The sequence below is a fragment of the Streptomyces sp. NPDC086787 genome, from assembly GCF_044745865.1.
In the GTDB taxonomy this organism is placed as follows: domain Bacteria; phylum Actinomycetota; class Actinomycetes; order Streptomycetales; family Streptomycetaceae; genus Streptomyces.
Window position 1 is genome coordinate 609,234 of the sequence record NZ_JBIVBC010000001.1, and the last position, 24,112, is coordinate 633,345.

Consider the following 24,112-nt stretch of genomic DNA (forward strand, 5'->3'; position numbering starts at 1 on the left):
CAGTGGCTGGGGCCTACACCCTCTACGTCCAGGTCCAGGCTGGCGTCACCGGTCTGGTGGGAGGTCTGCGCACTGCGGCGGGCCAAGTCACCGCGTTCGGTGGACAGGTGCGCCGCCTCGACGGTGACCTCAACGCGCTCGCGGCGCGATCGGACCGGACCCGCCGAGCCATGGCCACCGGGTTCACCGTGATGGGCGTCGCCCTCGGCGGCGCGTTCGTCATGGGCGTGCGCAGCGCCATCGAGCTTGAGAAGCACATGGCGAACGTCATGACGATCTCGAAGGAGATCAACAGCACCAACATCAGCCACTTCACAGACCAGATCGTGGAGCTGAGCACTCAGCTCCCGCAGTCCGCCGACCAGCTCGCCGAGGGTCTGTACCAGGTCGTCTCGACCGGCTTCGATGGTGCCGACGCGATGACGATCCTGCGGGTGGCTGCCCGTGGTGCCGCCGCCGGCCTCACGACGACCGAGACGTCTGCCCGCGCCCTGCTCGGCGTCCTCAAGGCGTACGGGATGGACGCCTCGCAGGCCAGCGACGTCATGGACGTCATGTTCCAGACCGTCAACTACGGCGTCGTGTCGTTCGACGAGCTGGCACAGCAGCTCGGCGACGTCGTTCCGATGGCCGCCGCGGCTGGCGTGAAATTCGAGGACATCAGCTCCGCGCTCGCCGCGGTCACCCTCTCGGGTATCCCCGCCGCCGAGGGCGTCACGGCGCTCAACATGCTGCTGACGCGCATGATGAAGCCCACCCAAGAGCTGTCGAACATGATCAAGGGCTTCGGGTACGAATCAGCTGCCGCTGCCCTCCAGCAGGACGGCCTGTACGTCGTCATGCAGAAAGTCCGCAACGCCACCGGCGGCAGCGCGGACCAGTTGGTTCCCCTGCTGCGCGACATCCGAGCGGTCCGTGCCGCTCTGGCGCTCTCGGCCGCCGACGGTGAGAACTACGCCGCGACCTACCAGGGCATCAGCCAGGAGATCGAGCGCGCGGGCGCGACGCAGAAGGCGTACGCGATCCAGATGGACACCACTGCGGGCCAGTGGAGTCTGTTTCAGAACCAAGCCCAGGCCCTCGGCATCGACATGGCGCGCGTTCTGCTGCCCGCCCTCCAAGGGGTCGGGGAGTCTCTGAACATCCTGGCCGGGGCCATCAACGACCTACCGGGCCCAGTGAAGTCGGTCATGGGCGTTGTGCTGGCGCTCTCGGCTGCCGCGCTGCTGGCTAAGGCTGCCTTCTTGAGGTTCGGCGCTCAGCTCACTGTGTTCCGGACTGAACTCGCGGCGGCACGAGCAGGGGGCTCCGCCCTTCCCGCAGTGCTCAGCGGTGCGGGCATCGCGGTGGCCGGGCTGACGGCACTGATGACGATCGGCATCGGGGTATACGCCGCCTACTCGGCCAGCAAGCAGCAGGCGAAGGCCGCGACCGAGGAACTGGTCCAGGCCCTGCGCAATGAGAGGGAAGAGGGCGAGCAAGGCGCTGGGCTGCGGACCCTGACGGAACAGCTCACCAACAGCGACGACGTCAAGAAACTGAAGGACGCCGGGATCGACGTGGCGACCGCCATCGACGCGATCACGTCAGGCGGCGCGAAGCTCAAGAAGCTCAAGGACGAGCTGAACTTGCAGAAGGCGTCGACCTGGAAGATCGGCTCGTACGCGCCAGAGCCGGAGTGGGACGCCGCCAAGAAGGTCCTGGACAAGCAGCACAAGATCTGGAGCAACGCGGTCAAGCAGGAGAGCCAGCTTGCCGCGAACATGGCGATCGTCAACAACAAGATCAAGAACAACCGGCGCGAGATGCTCGGCGCGTGGGATCTCACACAGTCCCTGCCGACGGACAAGAACGGGTCGCCGCAGTTCACCGATCAGATGGAGGCGATGGCCAAGTCTCTCGGCTCGATCGTTGACCCGGCGAAGGCGTGGAAGGCCGCGCAGGACAAGGTGGCCGAGGCCAACCGGAAAGCAGGCCGGTCGGCCGACGCATCGAAGGCATCCCTTTCGGACTACGTCGCGGAGCTGCGCAAGCAGCTCAAGGCGCAGCGCGAGTTCCAGAAGAACCTGGGCGAGCTGGCCGCCGCAGGTCGCCTCGACCTGGCGGACCACTTCTCTGACCTCGGCCCTGACTCCGCACCGATCCTCGACGAGCTGGTCAAGCAGCTCAAGAGGGGCAAGGGCAAGGTCGCCGACGAACTGGAATCGATCATCCAGGAGTCGTCCGCCCGCTCGACCCCCGCATTCCGCGCCGGTCTGGAGCAGTTGCCCGCGATCTCTGCCAAGTACGGCAAGAAGGTCGCCGAAGCCTGGGCGGACGCAGCAGCCACCAACGACCCCAGCAAGCTCGCCCGGGTCATGCGGGACATGACCGTCGCCGACATGGAGACGGCCGCGAAGAAGCTGCCCAAGGCCGCAGCCGCGCAGCTCGAACAGGGCATGGGACTCCTGGCGGATGTATCGGCCAAGTTCGGCAAGGAGGCGTCGACTTCACTCGCGCAGTCCTTCCTCAAGGGGGACATCGGGGAAATCCGCTCACAGCTCAACGCCCTGTACGGAGCCGACCTCCCGATCAAGGCGCCCGACCTGACCGGAGTCGTCGGCGCATTCAAGGCTGCTGGGGTCCAGTCGAACTCCGAGTGGTCCGGAATGCTCAGCCTCATCGTCGCCGTGGCCCAGCAGAAGGGCACGGCAGCGGCATCGGCCCTGACCACCGCTCTCCTATCCGGTGACATGGCGGCGGTGCAGACCCAGCTCGACGCCATCGGCGCGTCCGTGGGGCGTATCCCCGGAACGAAGACGATCACCGTGACGGTGAACAAGCCCGCCGCGGTGACCATCCCGTTCATCGCCAAGGTGACACCCACCTCGTGGGACACGGACGGCAACGGCGTTCCCGATGCGATTCAGGCACCGAAGAAGCAGGCGAACGGCGGACTGCTCGACTTCTACGCCGACGGCGGTGTGCGCTCCCGCCGTGAGGAGCACACGGCGCAGATCGCACCGGCCGGTGCGTGGCGAGTGTGGGCCGAGCCGGAGACCCAGGGTGAGGCGTACATCCCGCTCGCCGGAGCCAAGCGCGCCCGGTCCAAGCGGATCTTGGACGAGGTGGCCCGTCGCTTCGGTGGGGAGGTCAGCTATCACGCCGACGGCGGCCTGTCGGGGTTCACCTACCGGCCGCAGACGCTCTACTCGCTGTCCGGTATCGCCAGCGACTCGCAGGACAAGAAGGGGAACTTCAGCCTGGCCCTGTTCGCCAAGAAGCTGCACTCGTCCGTGGCCACCGCCAAGCGGTGGCGTCGAGACCTCGACACCGTGGCTCGCCGTGCCGGCCAGGACGTGGCTGACGCCCTGGCGGAGATGGGCGAGGAAGGGGTGTCGCTCACCCGCAAGATGGCGACCGGCAGCTCGCGCTATGTGCGGTCGATGGCGAAGGACCTGCGAGACCTGGCCGCCGTGTCCAAGGCGAGCCTCAGCGAGTACACCGGGCAGCTCCGCCAGGCGGTGAAGGACCAGACCGGCTTCGAGCAGAACTTGGCGAAGCTCGCGGCCGGCGGCTTCGGCGATCTGGCCAAGCGCCTGGCCGAGCAGGGGGACCAGGACGCCGCCGACCTCGCCGCGCAGGCGGTGAAGGACAAGAAGAAGGCGAAGGCGGCCAACGATGCCGCCCGCAGCGCCGACAAGACCGTCCCCAGCGACGACCTGCCGGACCTGGTCGCGATCATTAGTGCGGTCAAGAGCAAGACGACCGGCCTGCACGCGGTAGCCGACGCCACCGGGCTCGATGAGGACCACATCATCGAGATCGCGAACCTGGGCTTCTCCCGTCTCAAGAGCGCCCTGGGATCGAAAGGCGCCAAGTTCTTCTCCGACCTGAGCCGCGCGAACAAGGGCCTGTCGTACGCCAACGGCGGCGTGCTGACGCCTGGGCTGTACGCGACTTCGGGCGGACTGATCAAGTTCGCCGAGCCGAGCACGGGGGGCGAAGCGTTCATCCCGCTCGGCGCTGCGAAGCGCAGCAGCGCCTTGGCCGTCCTGAACGACGTCGCCACCCGCTTCGGGATGCGCCTGTCCAGCGGTGCCGCCCCGCCCGCCATGCCCCTGGTCGACGCCCGGCCGCCGACCGCCATCAAGGTCACCGTCGTCCAGCAGCAGCCGAAGGCCCTCGTGGAGAACATGCCGATCACCGTGCACGGCCGCGACAGCTCGCCGCAGGAGCTGTCCGGGGAGATCATGCGCCGCCTGCGGAACGCCCAGCGCGGAGGGCGGATCTGATGCTCACCCTCAGCGAATGGCAGATCGACTTCGGAGGCGTGCTGATCGGCCACAAGACCAGCGTTCCGATCTCCAACGTAGAAGGTCTCGGGCCAGCCGAGCTGCGAACTCAGGACGTCCTGAACCCTGCCGACGACGGCGCTTTCCCGGGCGTCGACCTGTACGCCCCCCGGGTCATCCGCATTGAGGCAGGCATTCGTACGCCAGGAGACCCCGGCGCGGCGCTGGACAAGCTGGCCGAGATCGAGGCCGTGGCATCGGACGCGAAGATCCGCCGTACCGCGGGCGCGCTCGCGATGCTGCGAATCCGGTGGCCTGGTCGGCCCACGAGGGTCCTGTTCGGGCGTATCCGGCGAGCCGAGGCGGTCTCCACTGCTGACGCTATCCACGGGTGGATACCGCTGGACCTGGAGTTCAGCGCGCTCGATCCGCGCTTCCACGACGACGAGATCTCCAGCGTCACCCTGCCCTTGGACGTCTCTCAGAACAACGAGGGCTTCACGGCACCGGTCCAGGCACCGATTACCACAGGCATCGCGAAGCCGGAGACCAGGCCGGGTTGGGTGGCCAACGACGGTAAGGCCAGCGCATGGCCTTCGGTCCGTATCACCGGCCCTGTCTCGAATCCTCGAATCCTGCACGTCGAGTCCGGACGCACCCTCGATCTCGACATCACCCTCGGCGTGGGCGAGCGAATCGACATCGAGACCCGCCCCGGCACTCGCTGGGTGCTGCGCAACGGCAGCGGCAACGCCGCCAACGCCCTCTCTGGAGCCTCGCGTCTGGACCTCTTCCAGATCCCGCCCGGTCGCAGCGAGATCCGCTGGACGGCCACCGACTACACCAACACCACCCGTCTGACCGTCTCGTGGCGGTCGGCGTGGACAGCTCTGTAAGGAGAACCCTGCTGTGACGCTCGTCCAGCCGCCCATGCTCACCCACGGCGGCACCCATCCCGCCCGCGCGTTCAGGATGATGGTCAGAGACCTCGCCCGCGGCTCCCAGGGCGTGACCGAGGCCAACGACCTCAAGGTGCGCCAGCTCTCAACACCGGGGGCCGGCGTACGCGTCGGGGACGGTTCCTCCGTCATACGCGGCGCCTCGTGGGGCCAGGGCGCGTATACGCAATACAACATCGGCGACACCATCGTGCCCGTCGCTCCCACTGGAGCCTCTGGCCGATCCGACCTCCTCGTACAGCGCATCGAGGACCCTGAGTACGAAGGCAACCGTGATCCGGCCAAGGACGACATCGGCTACTTCCAGGTGATCCCCAACGTGTCGGCGACCGCTACGGCGGTACCGGCAGGAATGACGGCCATCCCGCTGGCTCGTCTCGACATCCCGGCGAACACAGCCACCATCACAGACGCGATGATCAAGGACCTGCGGAGCATCGCCAACCCGCGACGGGAACGGCGCTTGTACACGTCCTTCCCTGGCAGCTTGTCCACCCTCACCTACCAGGACAACAAGTGGCACGTGTGGCCAGCAGCCGCACGTTGGACCGTCCCGGTGCCCGACTGGGCAGTGAGCCTCAAGGTCGTCACGACTTTCGCCGGGCTCCGCATGGACAGCGCCGACGTCTTCGCGTCGATGCAGCACGTCATCGGCACCGTGCAGGGCCAGAACACAGTGATCGACGACGACCAGGGCAAGAACATCCGTCGGTCCACCATCGTCCTGGCCGACAACATCGGCGTCACGGCGGCCATGCGCGGTACCAACCAGACGCTGTACGTGCAGACCTACATGTCCAAGAGCGAGACCGGCAACCTTGGCGTGGACGGCTCCACCTCCATCGTCTGTGACGTGGAGTTCAATGAGGGCGTCATCTGACGATGTCGTACCGCTACCTGACCACGCATGCCCTCACCGGCGACACCCTGGCCTGGGACCTTCCACTGACCGGCGTCGAGTTCGGCCCGGAGCTGTGCGGGCCGGGCAACTTCACCGGCGTCATCGAGCCGAGGCTGGCCAACCTCGCCCCTGCACAGGTCGACCCGGGCACGACCCTGATCTTCGCCGAACGCGACCGCACCCTGCTGTGGGGCGGCATCATCTGGCGCGCGGAGCCAGAGGGCCAGAAGCTGCGGATCGAGGCCAGCGGATTCAGCTCGTACCTCACCAAGCGCACCGATCTCCACGGCAACCTGGACGGACGCGGGCCGTGGGTGAACGCCGACCCGTGCCGCGTGATCCGCGATGCCTGGGCGTACTGCCAGTCCCAGCCGGACGGAAACATACGCGTCGCGGTCGACAGCACGACTTCCGCTGCCAAGGTCGGCACACCCGCAGAGCCCTACTCCACCCCTTGGTGGGAAGCACCCACGCTCAGCAAGGTCGTGGACGACATGGTGGCCGTGGCCGGCGGGCCTGAGTGGACCGAGACCGTCGCCTGGTCTGGTGATGCCCCGATGCAGCGCATCCGGATCGGGTGGCCCCGCCTGGGCACGCGGCGGCAGGACATCAGCTTCACCTCGGGCATCAACGTCACCTCCACTGTTCCCGTGGAGTACGACGCCGACAGCTACGCCCAGGTCGTCATCGGTCTCGGAGCGGGTGAAGGCCGTTCCCGGCGCCGTGTCGTGGACGCAGCCCGGAACGGCCGCCTGCGCCTTGAGCAGGTCCTCGAAGTTCCCAACGAGAAAGCCAACGACCGGCTCGCCGCCCGCACCCGCACCGAGCGCGTGAACCGGTCGGTCATCGGCGAGGTCACCGAGGTGGTGCTCCGCGACCATCCGGCGGCCCGTATCGGAGCCTTCCAGATCGGCGACGACGTTCGCGTACGCCTGAACGACGAGTGGACGCAGTACGACGGCTGGTCTCGCATCACCGGCTGGACCCTTAAGCCGCCGACCGACGACGAACCGGAGCAGGTCACCGTCCAACTGGCGCGAGCGGACCGCTACACCTACGGAGCCTGAGCATGACAAATCAGATCGCCAGTCTCGCCGCTCGCTTGGCTGCCGTCGAGCGACGCCTCGACAGCACCAGCCGCACGGCCCAGCTCGCGTACTCCTCCATCGAGGACGGCGCGATCAGCGTCTTCGACGACGACGGATCCCTGCGCGCGGTCATAGGCCAGCAGCCCGATGGCACTACCGGAGTCAACGTCGTCAACGGCCCTACGCCTCCGACCCCGAGCCAACCCACCGTCACCGCGATCCCGGGTGCCGTGGCCGCCGCCTGGGAGGGGAACTTCACCGACGCCGCCGCATGCCCGCTGGACTTTGCCCGCGTCGAGGTCCACGCAGCCGGCCTGGACAACTTCACTCCTGGAACTGCCACCCTGCGCGGCACACTCGAATCCCCGCGAGGCGGCACGCTGACCATCCCAGCCGAGCAGCCGCTGTACGTCCGCCTGCTCACGCGCAGCTCTTCGGGTGTCGCGTCACTCCCGTCAGTCCAGAGCGGACCGGTTACTCCGGGGCCTGTTGTCGCTCAGGAGGTCCTGGACGGCATCGTCGGGGAGACTGCGCTTGCCGAAGGGGCTGTGTCCCGTGCCAAGCTTCAAGTTGGTGCGGTCGGCCACAATGAGCTCGGCATCGGTACTGGCAACCTGCTGCCCGACCCCTCGTTCGACGGAGCTTTCACCGCCCAGCTCGTCGCCGCAAACACCCAGTGGGCGCTTGTCGACGGCAATGGCTCTTCGAAGGCTCTGCGGGTCAACGGCACCAGCTCCACGCCGACTTCTCCCAGTCTCCTCATCACCGAGCTGCCCGTCTCTCCGGGCAACCGCTTCTTCCTCGCCTTCGACTCCCGTGCCTCCGCCGACTGGGCGGGGGACTCGGTCCGTCTCTACCTGCGCTGGCAGAACGCTGACGGCGGGGTTCTCGGCTACGGCACCGCCATTGCGAAGCCCACTCCCGGCACGGCTTGGACCCGCGTGACTGCGCAGGTGCAGGCACCCTCCGGCACCGTGACCGCCACAGTCTGGCTACAGGGCTTCCAGGCCACTGCGGGCACAGCCGACTTCGACAACGCCGAGATTCGGAGCGTCATCGGCGCAGGCATGGTCTTGGCCGAGTCCATTGGCACCCTGGAGCTGGCCGCCCAGTCCGTTACTGGCGAGAAGGTCGTCGCGAAGTCCCTCACTGCCCGCGAGGTCAAGGCGCTGTCTCTGACTGGCGACGAGATCGCCACCAACACGCTGACCGCCCGAAACATCGCCGCGGGCTCGCTCTCGGCGTCGCGGCTGGCCATCGGCACCAACGGCAACCTGGTCGGAGATCCCTCCTATGAAACTGGCGTTGTCGCGGCCGGTCTGGTGGGCCAGGACCCTAGTGCCTTCGCTGTGGAAGACGGGGGCAACAACTCCGCCAAGCGGTTGCGCATCGCCTCTGCTGCCGGGGCGTACCGGTGGGTGCAGCACGCCGCGTCGCCAGTGCTGACGGGAGATCGCTACTGGATTGCCGCCGACTACAAGACGACCGCGGACTTCACTGGGGCCAGCGTGAAGTTGTTCCTTGGCTTCTACGACGAGGCCGGTACGCGCGTCGGCTCGGATGGAATCATCGTCTCTGCTCCAGTTACCGACGGCACGTGGCAGCGCATCTCCAAGGTCATTACAGTCCCAGCCAACTCCACCCAGGCCAACATGCGGATCGGGGTCGACGGCACCGACGTCACGACCGCCACCGGCAGCGCGTACTTCGACAACCTTGAATGCCGGGCGGTGCTTTCCACGCCGGGAACCGGTGCCCGCGCCGAACTCTCCCCAGAGGGACTGCGCCTGTATGACGAGTCCGGGGGCGAGGCGGTATCGCTGACCACCGGCACGCCGAACTACGTGTCGCTGACGAATGACGGCATCGCAGTTGCCACTATCGACCAAGACGGCAACACAGGCGTTGCTGACCTGGCCGTGGCAGGCAAGCTCACCATCGGTGGCGATCCATTCGAGAACTACTTGGCGCGATTCGCCCGTGGGCTGATAGCTGTCGACTATCAGGCAAGCGCCGTCTCGGCTGGGAGTACCGACTACGGATTCGTAGAGCTGTCCTTCGATGCCGACACCAGCCGCATGTACCGCGTCGTCTTGGACTGCTACGCGGACCCCTCTGTGGCTGGGGGTGAACTTGTCGTCGCCCTTCGGGACGGCGGTGCAAAGACCCCGTCGATCTCTTCCTTGCAGATCCAGTCCGCGATCTACCCCATGCCTTCGGCCGGATACCAGCGCATTCGAATGGAGATCATCCGGCCCGGCTCCGTGTTGGGCGGGGGGCTGCACCGGCTGCTGACTACTTTCCGCTGTCAGAGTGGCCCGGCGGGTCAGACCGTGCGACTGTTGGGAGGCACCAACTACCCGGGCCTGATGTACGTCGAGGACGTGGGTCCATACGTACCGGAAACCGGCGTATACAACGTCGGCGGCGGCACAACCACCCCGCCCAAGAAGACCTACACCAAGACGTACGCGGCCTCTTGGTCCGGCAGCTACGCCAATCGTGGCAGCTACAACTCGTTTTACGGATCCCAGTGTCTCCAGGGCTACTTCAGCTCCACCAATGGAATGCAGGCGAGCCTCATTGGATTCCCCGCCTCGCTCGGAACTGATCTGTCAGGTGCCGCTATTCAAAAGGCCGAGGTTTACCTCTACTTTGATCATTGGTACTACAACGGCGGAGGTAAGGCAGTAATCAAGGCTCACAAGTTCACATCGCGCCCGTCGACGTTCAGTTCCGACAGCGAGTCACAGACGATCAGTTGGGGGAAGAACGTCGGCAAGTGGGTCGATATTACCGCTGTATTTGACAGCACGAGCTGGCGCGGCATCGCGCTGGACCCGAACAACTCCGACCTGAACTACTACGGGCGCGCTCAGGGCGTCGGGCAAAGCTACCCGCCTCAGCTACGCGTGACCTACACGAAGTAGAGAGTGCGGCTATCGGATTTGGCGGCACCCCGCGCGGCCGTATGATCAAGGCGTGGCGCGGGGCCACCGATCGCCGAAGGAGTACGCGGTGAGCATCCCGCCGGGCGCGGAACCCACGCTGTGGGAACTGCACCGCGCTGTTGTCCAGTTGCGCGAGGACCAGCGTGACGATCTCGCACAGCTTCGAGACGATCTGCGCAGCGACATCGCTGCTCTGGCGAACCGCCTCAGCGAGGTGGTCACCGTGGACGTGTACCGCGCCGACCAGCGCAGCTTCGCTCTGCGTGTCGACTCGCTCGAACGCGAGTTGGAGACCGTCAAGACCGAGCGGGACCAGGACCGCGAGCAGGCGAACACCAACCGCCGTCTGATCGTCTCTGCGTTCATCGCGCCGGTGCTCCTGACCGTGCTGCAACTGCTGCTCGCTGCGCGCGGCAGCCCATAGAAACGACAACGTCACTCAAGATCGCTCATGGCGCGGGGGAGAAGCAGGACGCGCCTCATGCCCGATCTCTGGCTGCCCGGAGCCGAGCGGCACCCGCTCAGCGACACGGCACCGACCGACACCCAGTACGACCCGCGCGTGATCTGGCACATCACCTGGGACAAGAACGGCACGGCGGCCAAGCCTGCCGACCTCGTCCCCTTCGATCAGCTCGTCCGGTACTTCACCGGCAGCGGCAGCAGCGCGGCACCGCACCTCCTGTGGGATCCGTTCACGGGAAGGGTCGCCCAGTTCTACCCGGCGAACAGCCGGTCGAAGTCGGTCGTCGACGCGGCCGGCGGGACCCGCACCAACCGTACGGGCCGTGTGTGTATCCAGGTGGAGACGTTGTTCTTCCCCTACTGCCGGGTGAACGGCAAGTCCTACGCGACCGTCCGTGACACCCCGGCCAAGGGCCTGGACAAGATCCTTGCCTGGGCCCGGAGTTGGGGAGTGCCTGACGTCTGGCCGATGGGCACGCCTACCTGGAGCGCGAAGCGCAACGAGCACATCTGGGAGACGGAGGGCGGGCATTACGGCCACGGTCAGGTGCCCGAGAACCAGCACACCGACCCAGGCCCGATGCCGAGGTGGCCCACTGGCACGAGCCCGGCGCCCAAGCCGGGGCCGCCCCCGTTCCCCGGCCGTAGCGCCTTCGGCCCCGGCAAGTCGAACGCCTCGATCTTGCTCCTGGGCCAGCAGCTCGTTCGACGCGGCTTCGGCAAGCACTACCGCGTGGGTCCGTCCCGTGACTGGGGTGAGGCCGACCGCCTGAACGTCCGTGACTTCCAGCTCGCGCAGAAGTGGAGCGGGGCTGACGCCGACGGCCTCCCCGGCCCCCAGACCTGGTCCCGCCTCTTCGGCTGACCCTCGATCCCATCAAGGAGTAGAACGCATGAATCTGTACGCATCCCTTCTGCGCACCGGAGTGCCAGCCGCGGTCGGCTGGCTCGTCTCGGTGGCCCTCCGTCACGGCCTTGACCTGGACGCGACCGCCGTGTCCGGCGTCCTCACCCCCGCCGTGATCTTCGCTTACTACGGGGCCTTCCGTGTCGCCGAGGAACACGTCTCGCCACGCTTCGGCTGGCTGCTCGGCTACGCGCGGCCTCCGAAGTATGAGGGTCCGCAGCTCCCGCTGCCGAGGACCTGAGTAGATCGGCGGGACGCCGTAAGGCGCTCGAGTAAGCAAGGAAGAAGGCCCCCGTCTCGCGACGGGGGCCTTCGACCTCTTGGAAGCCCCCACACTACCTGGGTTCCCGGAGGGTGCGGACTCCGCTCGCACACTGGTTACAATCTATATGCATACGCACTGCGAGCGGAAGGCGATGGAGTGGCAGGGGATCAGAGGCCAGCGGTACGGAAGCCGTACCTGGCCGGCGGAGCCGAGTTCGCCGCGCTGTACGACGTGAAGCGGCTCCAGGTCAGTCAGTGGATCAGTCGGGACCACACGCTCGACTACCGATACGCCAAGATCATCAGCGGCTCGCCCTACTGGCTACTCCACTTCGTGAAGGGCTTCGGCCAGACCACCCCCCGTGCGAAGCACCTCAACGAGGCCGTGCTCGATCGGCTGGTCAAGGAACAGGACCCGGGCCACTGGGTCCGTGAGGTCGGCCAGCTCCCGCCGCTGGTGGGCCAGGCCGAAGTGGTGAACCTGTTCAACCTTCCTTCTGGTGCTCTGCTGCGGAAGGCGGTCGGTACCGGCCGCTTCCGTCCCGCCGACTACACCCTCTCCGGGTCGCCGATCTGGCTCCTGGAGTCCGTAATGGAAGACGTGCCCGCGCTCCAGGCGGGGGCCCGCGGTGTGGAGTGGGCGGTCGATGATGCGGTTCTGACCGCGCTGCGCGGCGGCACGTACGACGGCCCAGGCGCGAGGATCGTGCCGCGAGGCAAGGCCGCACAGAAGCCCGCCAACTAGCCTGCCACTAAAGCCAGTTGTTCTTGATCTCACCCCATATTGCATATAGAATAGAAGCGTACCCAGTCGGGTGCGCTTCTATTTCATTGGGGGTGTCGTGCCGTTCTCCAGGGGCCCGCCGAAGGGCGGTTGTGAGGGTTGTCGATCGACATTCGTTCTGCCCAGAGATAGATTCCAACACTCCATAGTGTTTGTACCATCTCCGAGGGGGAGAGCCTTGCTGATCGAGCAGCCATCGTTGTTCGGCACCATCCAGCCCGTTCGCCACCCTGCCGACGTCGGGGGCCTGACCATCCAGCAGCGGTTCGAGGCGTTCCACGCACTCAACCCCTGGGTTCTCAGGTCGCTGGCCCGGATGACCGCCGACTGCGCGGAGAAGGGGTTCGGCCGCATTGGCATCGGGATGCTCTTCGAGCTCCTGCGCTACCAGTACGGCGCGGCCACCCGAGGCGACGAGTTCGCGCTGAACAACGACTACCGCTCCCGGTACGTCCGCCTCCTGCTGGCCGAACACCCGGAGTGGTCCCCGCTATTCGAAGTCCGAGCCCTGCGCGCGGACTGACCACGACCTCTTGGAGCCAGATCGTGAACGCACCAGCGGGCGCCGCCAAGCCGCCCGCCATCAAGCTCAAGACCCGCAAGCCGACCGGGATCGTGCCATGGCCGCTGATCCTCATCGAGGGGGAGGAGGGCGCCGGCAAGACCTACTCGGCCGCCCAGTTCTCCGCCTCTGAGCGCATCGGCCAGATGTACTGGATCGACCTCGATGAGGGATCGGCCGATGAGTACGCGGCGATCGAGGGCGCGAACTACCTGATCATCGAGCACGACGGCACCTACAGGGACATCCTTGAGCAGGTTGAGGCCGTGCATGCCGAAGCTCGGCGTGCCGCAGCGGCCGGGGAGCCGCCGGTCGTCCTGACCATCGACTCGGGCTCGGCCCTGTGGCGGATGCTGACCAACTGGACGTACGAGCGGGGCCGCAGGACGCAGAAGAACCGCAAGCTGCTCCAGGCGGATCCCGATGCCGCCTACGACATCGGCCGGAACCTGTGGAACGACGCGCTGGAGCGGTGGAACAGGATCGTCTACCTGCTGCGCACCCTCCCTGGTATTGCCATCGTCCTGGCCCGCGGCAAGCAGGTCAGTGCCACGGACGACAACGGCCAGCCCATCCAGAACCAGACAGAGTGGAAGGTCTCGGCCCAGAAGGACCTTGGCTTCGACTCGACCTGCTGGGTGCGGATGAAGCGTGACGCCGACCCCCAGATCGTCAAGGTGCGGTCCCTGCGCATGCGCGTGGAGCAGAGGAAGCCCCTGACGCTGCGGGACTTCAGCATCGAGGACCTGGTCTTCAACGGGCTCGGCTGCTCCATCGAATCCCAGCCGCGCGTGATGCCCGCGCTCGCCGGTGACCTGGTGCAGCCGTGGCTGACCCGCATCGCCGAGCTGAAGGACAAGGAAGCTCTCGGTGCGCTGTGGCGCTCCGTCCCCGACCCGACCAACCGCCTCAGCCGGGACGAGATCGCCACCGTGCGGGCCGCCGCCGAGCAGAGGGCGGCCGAGCTGGACAACCCGCGCTCGGAGATGGGCGAGGGCCCACTGACCGACGCCGACAAGCTCCGAGCCGCCGCCAAGCGGAAGGCCGCCGAGCAGGACGCGGACGCCGAGCAGTGACCGGCCTGCACGCACCTCTTGGAGAACTCCCATGTCCGTAGCAACCATCCTCGACGGCGTCGCGCCGTCCATCTGGGACGCAGCCCATGATGTCGACGCCCGCCGCCCGCGATCCCTTCAGACCCAGCTCGGGGCGTCCGATACCGTGTGCGGCCGTCGCGCCGCCTACATCCTGCACGGCGTCACGCCGACCGATCACGCCGACAAGCGCGCGGCGATCCTCGGCACGTTCATCCACTACGGCCTGCTGGAGTCGGCGCGCACCGAGTACCGCTGGCTGGTGGAGCGCAGTGTGCAGGACGACCTGATCAGGGGCCACGTCGATGTCGTCCAGCTCGACTCGGCGACGGCCGCCCGTCTGCCTGCGCGGCACCGACCTGTGATACCCGCAGACGTGCTCACCGTGGAGGACGTGAAGACGAAGTCGACCTATATGTGGGACCGTGTCCTTCGCTACGGCGCGACGGCCGCCGAGCTTCGGCAGGTCCACCTCTACGCGGGCGCGCTGCACGAGGTCGGCTTCGAAGACGTGCCGGGCCAGCGGTACCTGTCCCGCCTGGGCCCGCTCAACATCGGGCGCATCCGCTTCCGCTTCATCAACCGCGACAGCGGCGCGGAGCACATCCAGGAGATCGACTTCGATCCCCAGCGGGCCGCAGAGGCCCAGTGGTGGGTGGAGCGCGTGCGCGAGACCGCCGACCCCGAAGCGATGCCGCGCGACTTCAACGGGCCCGGCCTGGACGCCATCTGCGACTACTGCCCCTTCCGCTCCCTGTGCTGGCCGGGGACGGCGCCGGGTGTCCCGGAGCAGACGGCGCTCATCCACAACGACGCCGACCGGGAGCAGGCGCTCGTCGACTACGTGAAGGGACACGAACTCGCCAGCGAGGGCAACCGCATCAAGACGTTCGCCCGCAAGAAGCTGGACCAGTCCCCAGCCGGGACCTACGGCCCGAACAAGCTCTCCTGGCGCGGTGGGAACGACGAGGAGAAGGACGACGTGGAAGCGATGGTCGACCTCCACGAGATCGCTGGCATCCCGGTCCCGATGAAGCCGGACGCGGACCGCATGGTCAAGAACCTCAAGGCCGCCGGTCTACCCGTCCCACGGCGGAAGACCGGGAAGAAGACAGCGCCGGTCATCAACGTCGGGCCGGCCTGACCCCGCCCCCGACTTTCTCAGCCCCGCCCGTGAACGTCGGGCGGGGCGCACCGTCCTGCCGCCATGCCTGCACCACCCAAGGGGAACCGTGTCCATCCAACTGATGATCGCTGCGGCGTATCTGCCGCCCGACGTGCTCAGCCAGAGCCAGAAGCTCGCCCTCATGAAGATCGCCGACAGCGCGGACGACGAGACGCGCCTCGCGAGACCCGGCCTCACGCGCCTCGCGGCCTGGGTCGGCGTGACCGACAAGCGCGCCATCACCATCGTCACGGAGCTGATAGCCAAGGGGCTCGTGGAGCGCGTTGAGACCGGCAAAGCGGGCCGATCTGCCGTCTACCGCGTCTTCCCGCTCGGCGTGCCCCCCACGCCGACCACACCGGACCTCAAGGCGGCTGCCGAAGCCCGCAAGGCTGCTCCCAAGAACCCGCGCAAGGCCCGCTCCGGTGTGGTGCGTTCGGCTCCGGCCAAGCCCGCGATGACCTACCAAGACGTCGAAGCCCGTGAGGCCGAGCGGCAGCAGAAGACTGGAAAGCCGCAGGTGGAGGCAGGGTTCCACGAGGGGAACCCAGGGGAGGGAGCAGGGTTCCACGAGGGGAACCCGGAGGAGGCAGAGAGCCGGGTTCCACCGGTGGAACCCGATGAGTTTCACGCGGGGAACCCAGTGGGTTCCAGTGGTGAAACCCCTTCCTTTCCTGGTTCTTCCTCTGTCCTTCCTTTCCCCCCTACCCCCACGGCTGACGCCGTAGGGGAGTCCGTGGCCGCCGAGGAAGACGACCAGGCACCGGACCGCGCAAGCCCGCAAGGCGGCTGTGCACGCCACAGTGGCCGCCCTGCTGCGTCTTGTCGCGGGTGCGGGACCAATCCGCGTGCAGGGCGTGAACGGGAGCGGGCGCAGGCCAAGGCAGATGAGCACCGTGAGCACGGGCGCTTCTGGGATGAGTGGCACGAGGACGCGGCCAGCCGCCGACAGCAGGTCGCAGAACGGCCGGAGTCGATGGAGACGGCTCGGCGCGCAGCGCGCGAAGCCGTGCGGGACTCCAAGGTCCGCAGGCAGCAAAGAACTTAGGCGGCCAAAAGAATATTCCCCCAGGAATATGGACATGCCGAGAATTGCATATAGAATAGAACCAGAAAGAGGGGGGAAGCCCCTCCGAACCGGAAGGATGACATGAGCTACCTGCCCACCCTCCGCCGCGCACACAAGGGCGCGATCGTGCTCGACGGCAGCGCCGCCGCCCATGAGCAGATCCGCACCCTCGCGGACCTCTACCGCGAAGACCCCGAGGGGGTCGGTGACATGCTGATCCAGATCGCCGACCTCAAGGACCAGGCCGAACTGGAACGGGATCTCGACGGTCTCGGTCACGCGGAGCACGTGCGGGACGACATCGTCACCGAACTGCTCGACGAGACCGGCGGAGCGGAAATCCACCTCGACCCTCGCGACAACCACCACGCCCTCATGCAGGCGCGCAGCCTCGCCTTCGAGGCGCGGCGCATCGCCGACGCGGCCCAGCGGCGTGCCGACGAGCTGACGGTCCTGACCGCTGTCGCTCGCGGCGCGCGCGAGGAGCGCCGCAGGCCCCCCGTGTGCTGATCAAGGCATTTCAATCGGTTTCGAAATAGATCCCAACTCTGTACTGTTGGGCGGCATAAGACCTCTTGGAGAGAAATCCGTGAGCAACCACCTCGCGCAGATGGCCCCGATGCCCGTGCACGGCAACACCGACGACCCGCTGTGGCGCAAGCTGTGGAACGCCTACGAGCCGGTCATCACCGCTCTGCGGAGCATCCCGCTCGTCGCCGACATCGAGATCTGCGGCGGCATGTTCGGTATCACCGTGCAGCTCACCGACGGATCGCACCTGTGGATCTCCTCGGTCGAGGAACTGCCCATCGACCCCTCGCAGGTCGAGGGCTGGCACGTCAGGCGAGCCCACGAGGACAACCCGACCGTCGATGAGATGGTCTACAACTCCACCGTCGACGGCGAGCACTCGCAGCACGGCAACAACGTCGTCCCCCTGATCCAGGCGATCAGTTCCTTCGTCGCTGAACGGCGCCTCGCGCCCAAACTGATCGACCTGATGTCCGTCCAGCTCGACGGCGTCACGAAGGACCACAGGCGCATCAGCAAGCTCGTAGAGGGCCCCTTCGATGACCGGCACGCGGCCGTCAAGGAGTACGGCTACGCCACCCACCTCCTGGCGGAACGCGGCTGGCGGTGCATCCACGAACAGGGCGGAACTGACTGGCCGTTGACCATCTGGGAGCTGAACGGCGAGATCGTCACCCTCTACCTCGCCCACGTCGGCTTGGTGAGCGCCTGATGCCCGGCACCGCGATGCAGCCCTGCCCGGCCCGCGACGGACAGGCGAGGCGATGACCGTCATCTTGGCGCTGCTCGCGCTCGCCCTCGGCGTCGCCGCCGGCCTCACCGTGCTCGTCGTGGGCGAGCTGCGCTGGGAGGCACGCAACCGGCTCCCGAAGTGCACCACCTGCGGCGAGCAGCACCACAAGCACGCCGCCCACCGCTGAACGCTGTCCGGCCCGCCGCACCGGGCCGGACAGCCGAAGACCTCTTGGAGAACCACCACCTTGGGATACGACATCTACATCCAGGCCACTGACGGCAAGCTGGCCGAAGGGGACGAGAACTACTTCCGTTTCGCGTGGACGGCCATGCCCCGGACGCTCGACGCGATGGCCAACTTCGGGATGCTCACCGAGCTGCCCGTTCCCTCCGTCCCGCCCCTGTCGGCGTACGGATTGGCCACCGACGACTTCCAGCCCGGTACTCCGCCCGACCAGGCGACCGCCAACCGCATCGCCGAGTTCCGCGCCGCATACCAGGCTGCCCTGGACTACGGCGAGTCGAAGCCGACCGGCATCCCGTCCTACAAGCTCCAGGTCAACGGCGGATTCCTCGTCACCGTCGCCGAGATCAGCGCCGCGCTGGCTGCCTACGCGGCCCACCCCCACGCGGACGTAGCCGAAATGCCCATGGGCGATCCGACATGGCGCTCGTGGACAACATTCCTGCGCCGCGCCCAGAAGCGCGGCGGCCTGCGCACCTACTGATCCCGACCGTCGCCCGGCCCCGCGCCTGCGGGGTCGGGCGACGCTGACCTCTTGGAGAACGAACACCACCATGGCCAAAGTCATCGACCTGCTGTGCGGCGCAGGAGGAAGCAGCACCGGACTCGTGGAAGCCGGGTACGAACTGATCCTCGGGATCAACCACTGGCAGCTTGCCATCGACACACACGCCGCCAACCACCGCAACGCGGACCACGCCTGCATCGACATCTCAGGCTTCCCCATGCGCTACCTGCCCAACGCCGATGTCCTGTGGGCGTCGGTCATCTGCACCGAGATCAGCCCCGCAGGCGGGCGGCGGCGCGAGACCCACCAGATGGACCTGCTCGACCTCATTGAGGAGGGGGAGGACTGGGAGGCCCTGACCAAGGACGCCTTCGAGCGGACCCGGGTCACCGGCTGGTGCGTCGTCCGAGCGGCCGAGGCCAAACGGTTCAAGGCCATCGTCGTGGAGAACGTCGTGGAATTCGGTCTCGACTGGATCTTGTTCCCGAAGTGGCTCGAAGCCATGGAACTGCTCGGCTACCAGTACCAGATCGTGTGCGTGAGCAGCGCGCACGTCGGCGACGACGTCAACCTGCGCGCCCCGCAGTGGCGCGACCGCATGTACGTGGTTTTCACCCTCAACACCATGCGAAAGCCGGACCTGGAGCCGAGGCCCCTCGCACCCTGCGTGGACTGCGGCGAGGACGTGCACGCCATCCAGTCGTGGAACGTCGCGGGCGTACGGATCGGGAAGTACCGGCGCGACTACATCTACCGCTGCCCCAACTCCCGTTGCCGTCACGCGATGGTCGAGCCCTACGTCCGCCCAGCCAGCGACATCATCAACTGGGACGACCTCGGCACGCGCATCGGCGACCGCAAGAAGCCCCTCGTGGACACCACGATGGACCGCATCCGCGCGGGCCTCCTCAAGTTCCCCTATCGGCCCAGCTCCATCACGCTCACCCACGGCAAGGAGGGCGGCGACCGGGCGTACGCCGTCGAGGACCGGCCGCTGCCGACCCGAACCGCCAAGCAGGGGGACGCCCTCCTCGTGCCGACCGGCGGCTCGTGGAACACCGACGCCGTCCCCGTCGACGTCCCCCTTCGCACCCGCACCACCCGCGAGAGCGAGGCACTGCTGACGGTGGACCCCTTCATCGTCGAATTCCGCAACCACTCAACCGCCAGCCCCGCGTCCAATCCGTTGAGCGGAGTCACCGCGCAGGGCAACCACCACGGCCTGGTCACCCACGCCGGCCGCGTCCCCGAGCGCGCCAGGAACACCCTCGTCGTGCCGTACCGCAAGGCCGCGGTGAAGACGGCCGCCGAACCCGTCCACACCCTCTCCACCCGCGACTCGGCTGCCCTGGTCCGCTCCGCCCCGGACATCAACGACTGCTTTTTCCGGATGCTCAAGCCCCGCGAACAGCTCGAAGGGCAGCGGTTCCCCTCGAAGTACGTCGTCTACGGCAACCAGGCCGAGCAGACCATGCAGGCGGGCAACGCGGTCTCGGTCAACGTCGCGCGGTGGATAGGCCAGCGATTGGAGCCCGTCCTGTGACCGGATCACGCAGTGTCCTGCCCGGCACCCAGGTCACCGATCACGCGCCCTGCTGGGGCGACCCCGACTTCGCGGTAGCCGACAACCGGTGGAAGACGGGCAAGGACCTGGTCGCCATCTGCGAACCCGTCCTCTACGTCTGCGGCGGCTGCCCCTACCGGGCCGCCTGCATCCGGCAGGTTCTGCCCGCCAAGAACGACTTCGACGGCGTCTGCGGCGGCCGGATCTGGCTCAACGGCGTGATCGTCGCCGCCCTGCCCGACGCCGACCCGTCGGAGCTGCCGAAGGCGGTCATCCGCAAGTCCTGCGGGACTCCCGCCGGATCTCGCGCCCACCGTCGCGCCGTCGAGCAGCAGTGCCCCAAGTGCGAACCCTTCTACCGCCCCGGCCCCAACCCACTCGACGACGAGTCCGAGTTCGACGCTCAGCAGCTCGAACTCCCGGACGTCGCCTGATCCCCCGAAGGAGCAGGGCTCATGCCCCACAACCGATCGATGCGCGAACTGCTGGGCCCCGTCGCGGCCGTGGCGCTCATCGCACAGCTCAACCCCGACCTGCCCGCGCCCGGCATCGAATTCGCCGCCATCTTCCACGACGGCGTGGAGTACGGCATGGGCGTCCGGCTGCACATGCACCAGCCGCCCGCGGGCGCGTACGAGCGGTGGGCACACCTGATCGGCAGCGACGACCCAGACTCGCACACCAATCCGTCCACCACCGCCCAGGGCAGCCTGTGCCGCCGCACCTTCGGCAGCTACGCGGACATCCCCGTCGAGGCGATCGCCTACGTGCCCCAGGCCGCACCCCGAGCCGTCAACCACTGGGCGCTCGCGCTCAGTGAACCCGTCGCCTGACCTCGGCCACGTTCCATCCCAACTCACCCAAGGACAGACATGAACAAGCAGCTCCTCATCGAGGACGTCGCCGCCAAGATCGGCTCCCGCGCCGATGCCGCAGAGGCAGTCGAGGCAGTCTTCGACTCCATCGTCCGCGCGGTCACCGAGGGAAAGAGAGTCAACGTGACCGGCTTCGGCTCGATCGAACCCGTCGAGCGTCCGGCACGACTCGCACGCAACCCACAGACCGGACTGCGCATGCAGGTGAAGGCGACCCGCGCCGTTCGCTTCCGCCCCGGTGCCTCGTTCAAGGGCCTGGTCGACGGCACCAAGAAGCTCCCCGAGACGGGCAGCGCCATCAAGAAGGCCCCCAAGACTTCCCGCACCTGATCTGCCCGCCGTTGCCGCCCCGGCACAACCCGGGGCGGCCCGACACCGGAGCGAACAGTGACCGCTCACGTCGTGCAGTTCAGCGGCGGCATCGGCAGCTTCGCAGCAGCCGTCCGCGTCGCGGAGAAGCACGGAACCACCGACCTCACCCTCCTCATCGCCGACACGGGCATTGAAGACCACGACCTTTGGAGGTTCGCGGCCGACACCAGCCGACTGTTGGGAGTGCCGTTGACCAAGGTGGCTGACGGCCGCACACCTTGGCAGGTCTTCCGCGACAAGCGGTTCCTCGGCAATGACCGACTCGCGCCCTGCACAAGAGTGTTGAAGCAAATCCCATGCCGCACATGGATGGAAGAGCACGCGGACCCCGCCCACACGCTGGTCTACATCGGCATCGAGCCCGCGGCGCGCGACCGCGCCCGCATACCCGCCATCGCGCGCGCGTGGAAGCCCTGGCGGACCCGCTTCCCCCTGTGCTCGAAGTGGGAGCGACCGCTGACCAAGGCAGAGATGCTGCGGGAGGCACGCGCGTTGGGTGTCATCCCACCGCGCCTGTACGAACTGGGCTTCTCCCACAACAACTGCGGTGGGACGTGCGTCAGGGCTGGGATGCGCCAGTGGAAACACCTCCTGGAGGTCATGCCCGACCGCTACGCGTACGCCGAGGCGCAGGAGGAGGACCTGCGCCGGCTGTTGGGCCCCGTCACCATCCTCCGGCAGCGGCGCAAGGGCGTCGCCCGCCCCCTTCCGCTGATCGAGCTACGGCGCACCCACGAAGCGGCGCCCATGCTGCCCGACGGACAGGACCCATCCGCCGCCGACCGCGACGACACGAACGCGGAGGTGCGCTGATGCACGGCGAGGATCGACCAGTGAACGGTGCTGCCACGTACTCAGCGGACGGGCTACGCGATGACGTCGCCGACCCCGCGACTTGGAGCGTCCGGGCGTGCGGCCACCGCTGCTCGACGTGCATCTTCCGGCCGGGCAACCTCATGAACCTGGAGGCTGGACGGGTCGCGGGCATGGTCAAGCAGGCTGTCGCCGACAACGGGCACATCGTCTGCCACCAGACACTCGGCACGGAAACCCCCGCGATCTGCGCAGGGTTCGCAGCTCACCCGAGAGGACGGGCGGCCTCCCTGGCGCTTCGTCTCGCCCGAGCTGGCGTACTGATGATCGTTCCCGTGAACCCCGACCTTGGCAGCGGGTCATGATCGGACTGCTTTGCGGGCTCATCCTGCTCGGATGGCTCGTCGGGATCATCGTCTGCACCGTCGTCGCCATCGTGATGCTCGCCGAAGAACCCCTGCTCCGACTCGCCGCGCGCGCGATGCCGGTCGCCTTGGCGCTGTACCTCGCGGTCGTCATCGCCTTCTGGCCCGCGGCCGTCATAGCCAGGGTTGCCCACTCCCTGATGAACCGGAACCGCCCGTGACCCACATACGAACGGGCCGCGTCTTCGCGGCCTGCCACCCACAGGACACCGCTCGCATCCGCGTCGTCCAGTACGAGCAGGGCGACATGCGTGCCCTGGTCGCCGACGCTGCCACCGGGCTTCGCCAGCGCCTCATCCTCGTATCAAGCCTGCACGCCAGCCCGGTCACCGGAACCGGGACCAAGCGCAAGAGCGGGTACGCGCCCGACGACACGGCCGCAGCGCCCCGGCCGCTGGCACCGACCCAGCACCGTGAGGCCGCCGTCGAGACGACGGACTGGTTCGACGGCATGCCGGGACGCCGCTTCCGCGTGGCGCTGCCCCCGCGGCTGCTGCTTCTCAACGCCAACCAGCGGCTCCACCATCATCGCCGTGCGGAGATCACCAGGGTTCTGCGCCGCGCGGCCTGGGCTGCCTCGCGAGAAGTCCCCCACCTGGCGAGGGCACACGTCGTGGGCGTGCTGCATCCCGAGGACCGGCGACGGCGCGACCCGGCCAACTGGTACCCGAGCTTCAAGGCGTGTGTGGACGGACTCGTGGACCAGGGCGTCTTGGACGACGACGACCACACGCGCGTCGCGGGGCCGGACATGAGGATCGGGCACGTGGTCAGCGGGTCCCGCCTCGTCCTGCACATCAGGGAACTGGACGCCCCCGCAATGGTTGCTGACCTGCGGAAATAGCTCGACTCCAGGGCAAGAAAATCCGCCAGAAATCTTGCAAACCCTCCCAATGCATATAGAATAGAACCAAGATAAAGGGGGGAACCCCACCCAACTCCGCCCGGCGGCCGGTGACATGCAACCCGGCCACCGGGCGGACCTACGCCAAGGAGGACACGCGTGACACCGGTCGACCCCTGTCGCGTCGCGGACCGCCAGGTCTGCCTGGCTACCCGCGACCTCGCGCGCGCGGTGCTGCGACGCCTGTCCGTCACCGCAGCCGGGATCGAGCCGCGCATCAAGACGATCGTCGCCACAGCAGACGGCCCCACCGAGCATGCCCCTGTGGCGCCTGCACGGCGACGACGGCCGACTGCTCCTCCAGTTCGACCTGCTCAAGGAGCCGGGGGACGCATGGAGGGCCCTCACCGGCGACGTCTCCCTCCTCGCCCGGCTGGCCAACCTCCGCACCCATCCGCCCGGCTACTTCTATGTCCACCCGCTCCCGGACCCCCGCGACATCGCCATTCCCCTGCCCTCCAACCCCCGGGGACTCGCCCCGCGCACGATTGGACCCCTCCAGTGATCGCCACGACCCGCGCCCTGCTCGTCCAGCCGGACGGCCACGTAGACGAGATCATCATCGACTCGCGTCGGTCCGAACTGCGCTGTATCGGCTTCCACGTCGACGGTGCCCAGTCCCACGCCCTCGGTTGCCAAGCCGCCATCCTCTAGAACC

At 67.4% G+C, this 24,112-nt stretch carries 26 protein-coding genes; all 26 read left to right on the forward strand.

Features of this window, described 5'->3' with window-relative positions; genetic code table 11:
- Positions 1-2 precede the first annotated feature (2 nt).
- The 26 genes from ACIPK3_RS02810 (at position 3) to ACIPK3_RS02935 (ending at position 24,108) form a co-directional block, all read left to right on the forward strand.
- Positions 3-4,274: a phage tail tape measure protein gene (locus tag ACIPK3_RS02810; RefSeq protein WP_402566023.1), complete on the forward strand. Its 4,272-nt coding sequence runs from the start codon at positions 3-5 to the stop codon at positions 4,272-4,274.
- Positions 4,274-5,170 carry a phage distal tail protein gene (locus ACIPK3_RS02815; RefSeq protein ID WP_402566025.1) on the forward strand — a complete coding sequence of 299 codons (897 nt, stop codon included), beginning with the start codon at positions 4,274-4,276 and terminating at the stop codon, positions 5,168-5,170. The genes ACIPK3_RS02810 and ACIPK3_RS02815 overlap by 1 nt, the downstream gene beginning before the upstream one ends.
- Before the next feature lie 13 nt (positions 5,171-5,183).
- Positions 5,184-6,113, forward strand: coding sequence for a hypothetical protein (locus ACIPK3_RS02820; protein WP_402566027.1), 930 nt, complete (start codon positions 5,184-5,186; stop codon positions 6,111-6,113).
- 2 nt (positions 6,114-6,115) lie between these two features.
- Positions 6,116-7,201: a hypothetical protein gene (locus ACIPK3_RS02825; protein WP_402566029.1), complete on the forward strand. Its 1,086-nt coding sequence runs from the start codon at positions 6,116-6,118 to the stop codon at positions 7,199-7,201.
- 2 nt (positions 7,202-7,203) lie between these two features.
- Positions 7,204-10,152 (forward strand): hypothetical protein, encoded by a 2,949-nt coding sequence (locus ACIPK3_RS02830; RefSeq protein WP_402566030.1) that lies wholly within the window; start codon positions 7,204-7,206, stop codon positions 10,150-10,152.
- Between the two features lie 88 nt (positions 10,153-10,240).
- Positions 10,241-10,597: a hypothetical protein gene (locus ACIPK3_RS02835; protein WP_402566032.1), complete on the forward strand. Its 357-nt coding sequence runs from the start codon at positions 10,241-10,243 to the stop codon at positions 10,595-10,597.
- Between the two features lie 57 nt (positions 10,598-10,654).
- Complete coding sequence (locus ACIPK3_RS02840; protein WP_402566034.1) at positions 10,655-11,503, forward strand: peptidoglycan-binding protein; 849 nt, start codon at positions 10,655-10,657, stop codon at positions 11,501-11,503.
- A gap of 28 nt (positions 11,504-11,531) precedes the next feature.
- On the forward strand, positions 11,532-11,786 hold the full coding sequence (locus tag ACIPK3_RS02845) for a hypothetical protein (protein ID WP_402566036.1): 255 nt from the start codon (positions 11,532-11,534) through the stop codon (positions 11,784-11,786).
- Between the two features lie 180 nt (positions 11,787-11,966).
- Positions 11,967-12,554, forward strand: a complete 588-nt coding sequence (locus tag ACIPK3_RS02850; protein ID WP_402566038.1) for a hypothetical protein — start codon at positions 11,967-11,969, stop codon at positions 12,552-12,554.
- 217 nt (positions 12,555-12,771) lie between these two features.
- Positions 12,772-13,116 carry a hypothetical protein gene (locus tag ACIPK3_RS02855; RefSeq protein ID WP_402566040.1) on the forward strand — a complete coding sequence of 115 codons (345 nt, stop codon included), beginning with the start codon at positions 12,772-12,774 and terminating at the stop codon, positions 13,114-13,116.
- Between the two features lie 23 nt (positions 13,117-13,139).
- Positions 13,140-14,231: an AAA family ATPase gene (locus tag ACIPK3_RS02860; protein WP_402566042.1), complete on the forward strand. Its 1,092-nt coding sequence runs from the start codon at positions 13,140-13,142 to the stop codon at positions 14,229-14,231.
- Positions 14,232-14,262: 31 nt separating this feature from the next.
- Complete coding sequence (locus tag ACIPK3_RS02865) at positions 14,263-15,393, forward strand: PD-(D/E)XK nuclease family protein (RefSeq protein WP_402566044.1); 1,131 nt, start codon at positions 14,263-14,265, stop codon at positions 15,391-15,393.
- Positions 15,394-15,481: 88 nt separating this feature from the next.
- Positions 15,482-16,462 (forward strand): helix-turn-helix domain-containing protein, encoded by a 981-nt coding sequence (locus ACIPK3_RS02870; RefSeq protein ID WP_402566045.1) that lies wholly within the window; start codon positions 15,482-15,484, stop codon positions 16,460-16,462.
- A 102-nt stretch (positions 16,463-16,564) separates the two neighbouring features.
- Positions 16,565-16,993 carry a hypothetical protein gene (locus ACIPK3_RS02875; protein ID WP_402566047.1) on the forward strand — a complete coding sequence of 143 codons (429 nt, stop codon included), beginning with the start codon at positions 16,565-16,567 and terminating at the stop codon, positions 16,991-16,993.
- Between the two features lie 79 nt (positions 16,994-17,072).
- On the forward strand, positions 17,073-17,726 hold the full coding sequence (locus ACIPK3_RS02880; protein WP_402566049.1) for a hypothetical protein: 654 nt from the start codon (positions 17,073-17,075) through the stop codon (positions 17,724-17,726).
- Positions 17,727-17,778: 52 nt separating this feature from the next.
- A complete protein-coding gene (locus ACIPK3_RS02885; RefSeq protein WP_402566051.1) occupies positions 17,779-17,934 on the forward strand; it encodes a hypothetical protein in 156 nt (51 codons plus the stop codon).
- Positions 17,935-17,994: 60 nt separating this feature from the next.
- On the forward strand, positions 17,995-18,477 hold the full coding sequence (locus tag ACIPK3_RS02890; protein ID WP_402566053.1) for a hypothetical protein: 483 nt from the start codon (positions 17,995-17,997) through the stop codon (positions 18,475-18,477).
- 70 nt (positions 18,478-18,547) lie between these two features.
- On the forward strand, positions 18,548-20,044 hold the full coding sequence (locus ACIPK3_RS02895) for a DNA cytosine methyltransferase (RefSeq protein ID WP_402566055.1): 1,497 nt from the start codon (positions 18,548-18,550) through the stop codon (positions 20,042-20,044).
- Complete coding sequence (locus tag ACIPK3_RS02900) at positions 20,041-20,499, forward strand: hypothetical protein (protein WP_402566057.1); 459 nt, start codon at positions 20,041-20,043, stop codon at positions 20,497-20,499. Before ACIPK3_RS02895 ends, ACIPK3_RS02900 begins: the two co-directional genes overlap by 4 nt.
- Positions 20,500-20,520: 21 nt before the next feature.
- Positions 20,521-20,898, forward strand: a complete 378-nt coding sequence (locus ACIPK3_RS02905; protein ID WP_402566059.1) for a hypothetical protein — start codon at positions 20,521-20,523, stop codon at positions 20,896-20,898.
- Between the two features lie 39 nt (positions 20,899-20,937).
- Positions 20,938-21,270, forward strand: a complete 333-nt coding sequence (locus tag ACIPK3_RS02910; RefSeq protein ID WP_402566061.1) for an HU family DNA-binding protein — start codon at positions 20,938-20,940, stop codon at positions 21,268-21,270.
- Between the two features lie 57 nt (positions 21,271-21,327).
- Entirely contained in the window at positions 21,328-22,125 is a 798-nt protein-coding gene (locus tag ACIPK3_RS02915) for a hypothetical protein (RefSeq protein ID WP_402566064.1), read from the forward strand.
- Between the two features lie 361 nt (positions 22,126-22,486).
- Positions 22,487-22,711 (forward strand): hypothetical protein, encoded by a 225-nt coding sequence (locus ACIPK3_RS02920; protein WP_402566066.1) that lies wholly within the window; start codon positions 22,487-22,489, stop codon positions 22,709-22,711.
- Positions 22,708-23,394 carry a hypothetical protein gene (locus ACIPK3_RS02925; protein ID WP_402566067.1) on the forward strand — a complete coding sequence of 229 codons (687 nt, stop codon included), beginning with the start codon at positions 22,708-22,710 and terminating at the stop codon, positions 23,392-23,394. Before ACIPK3_RS02920 ends, ACIPK3_RS02925 begins: the two co-directional genes overlap by 4 nt.
- A 316-nt stretch (positions 23,395-23,710) precedes the next feature.
- Positions 23,711-23,959 carry a hypothetical protein gene (locus ACIPK3_RS02930; RefSeq protein WP_402566069.1) on the forward strand — a complete coding sequence of 83 codons (249 nt, stop codon included), beginning with the start codon at positions 23,711-23,713 and terminating at the stop codon, positions 23,957-23,959.
- Positions 23,956-24,108, forward strand: a complete 153-nt coding sequence (locus ACIPK3_RS02935) for a hypothetical protein (protein WP_402566071.1) — start codon at positions 23,956-23,958, stop codon at positions 24,106-24,108. Before ACIPK3_RS02930 ends, ACIPK3_RS02935 begins: the two co-directional genes overlap by 4 nt.
- Positions 24,109-24,112: the final 4 nt, after the last annotated feature.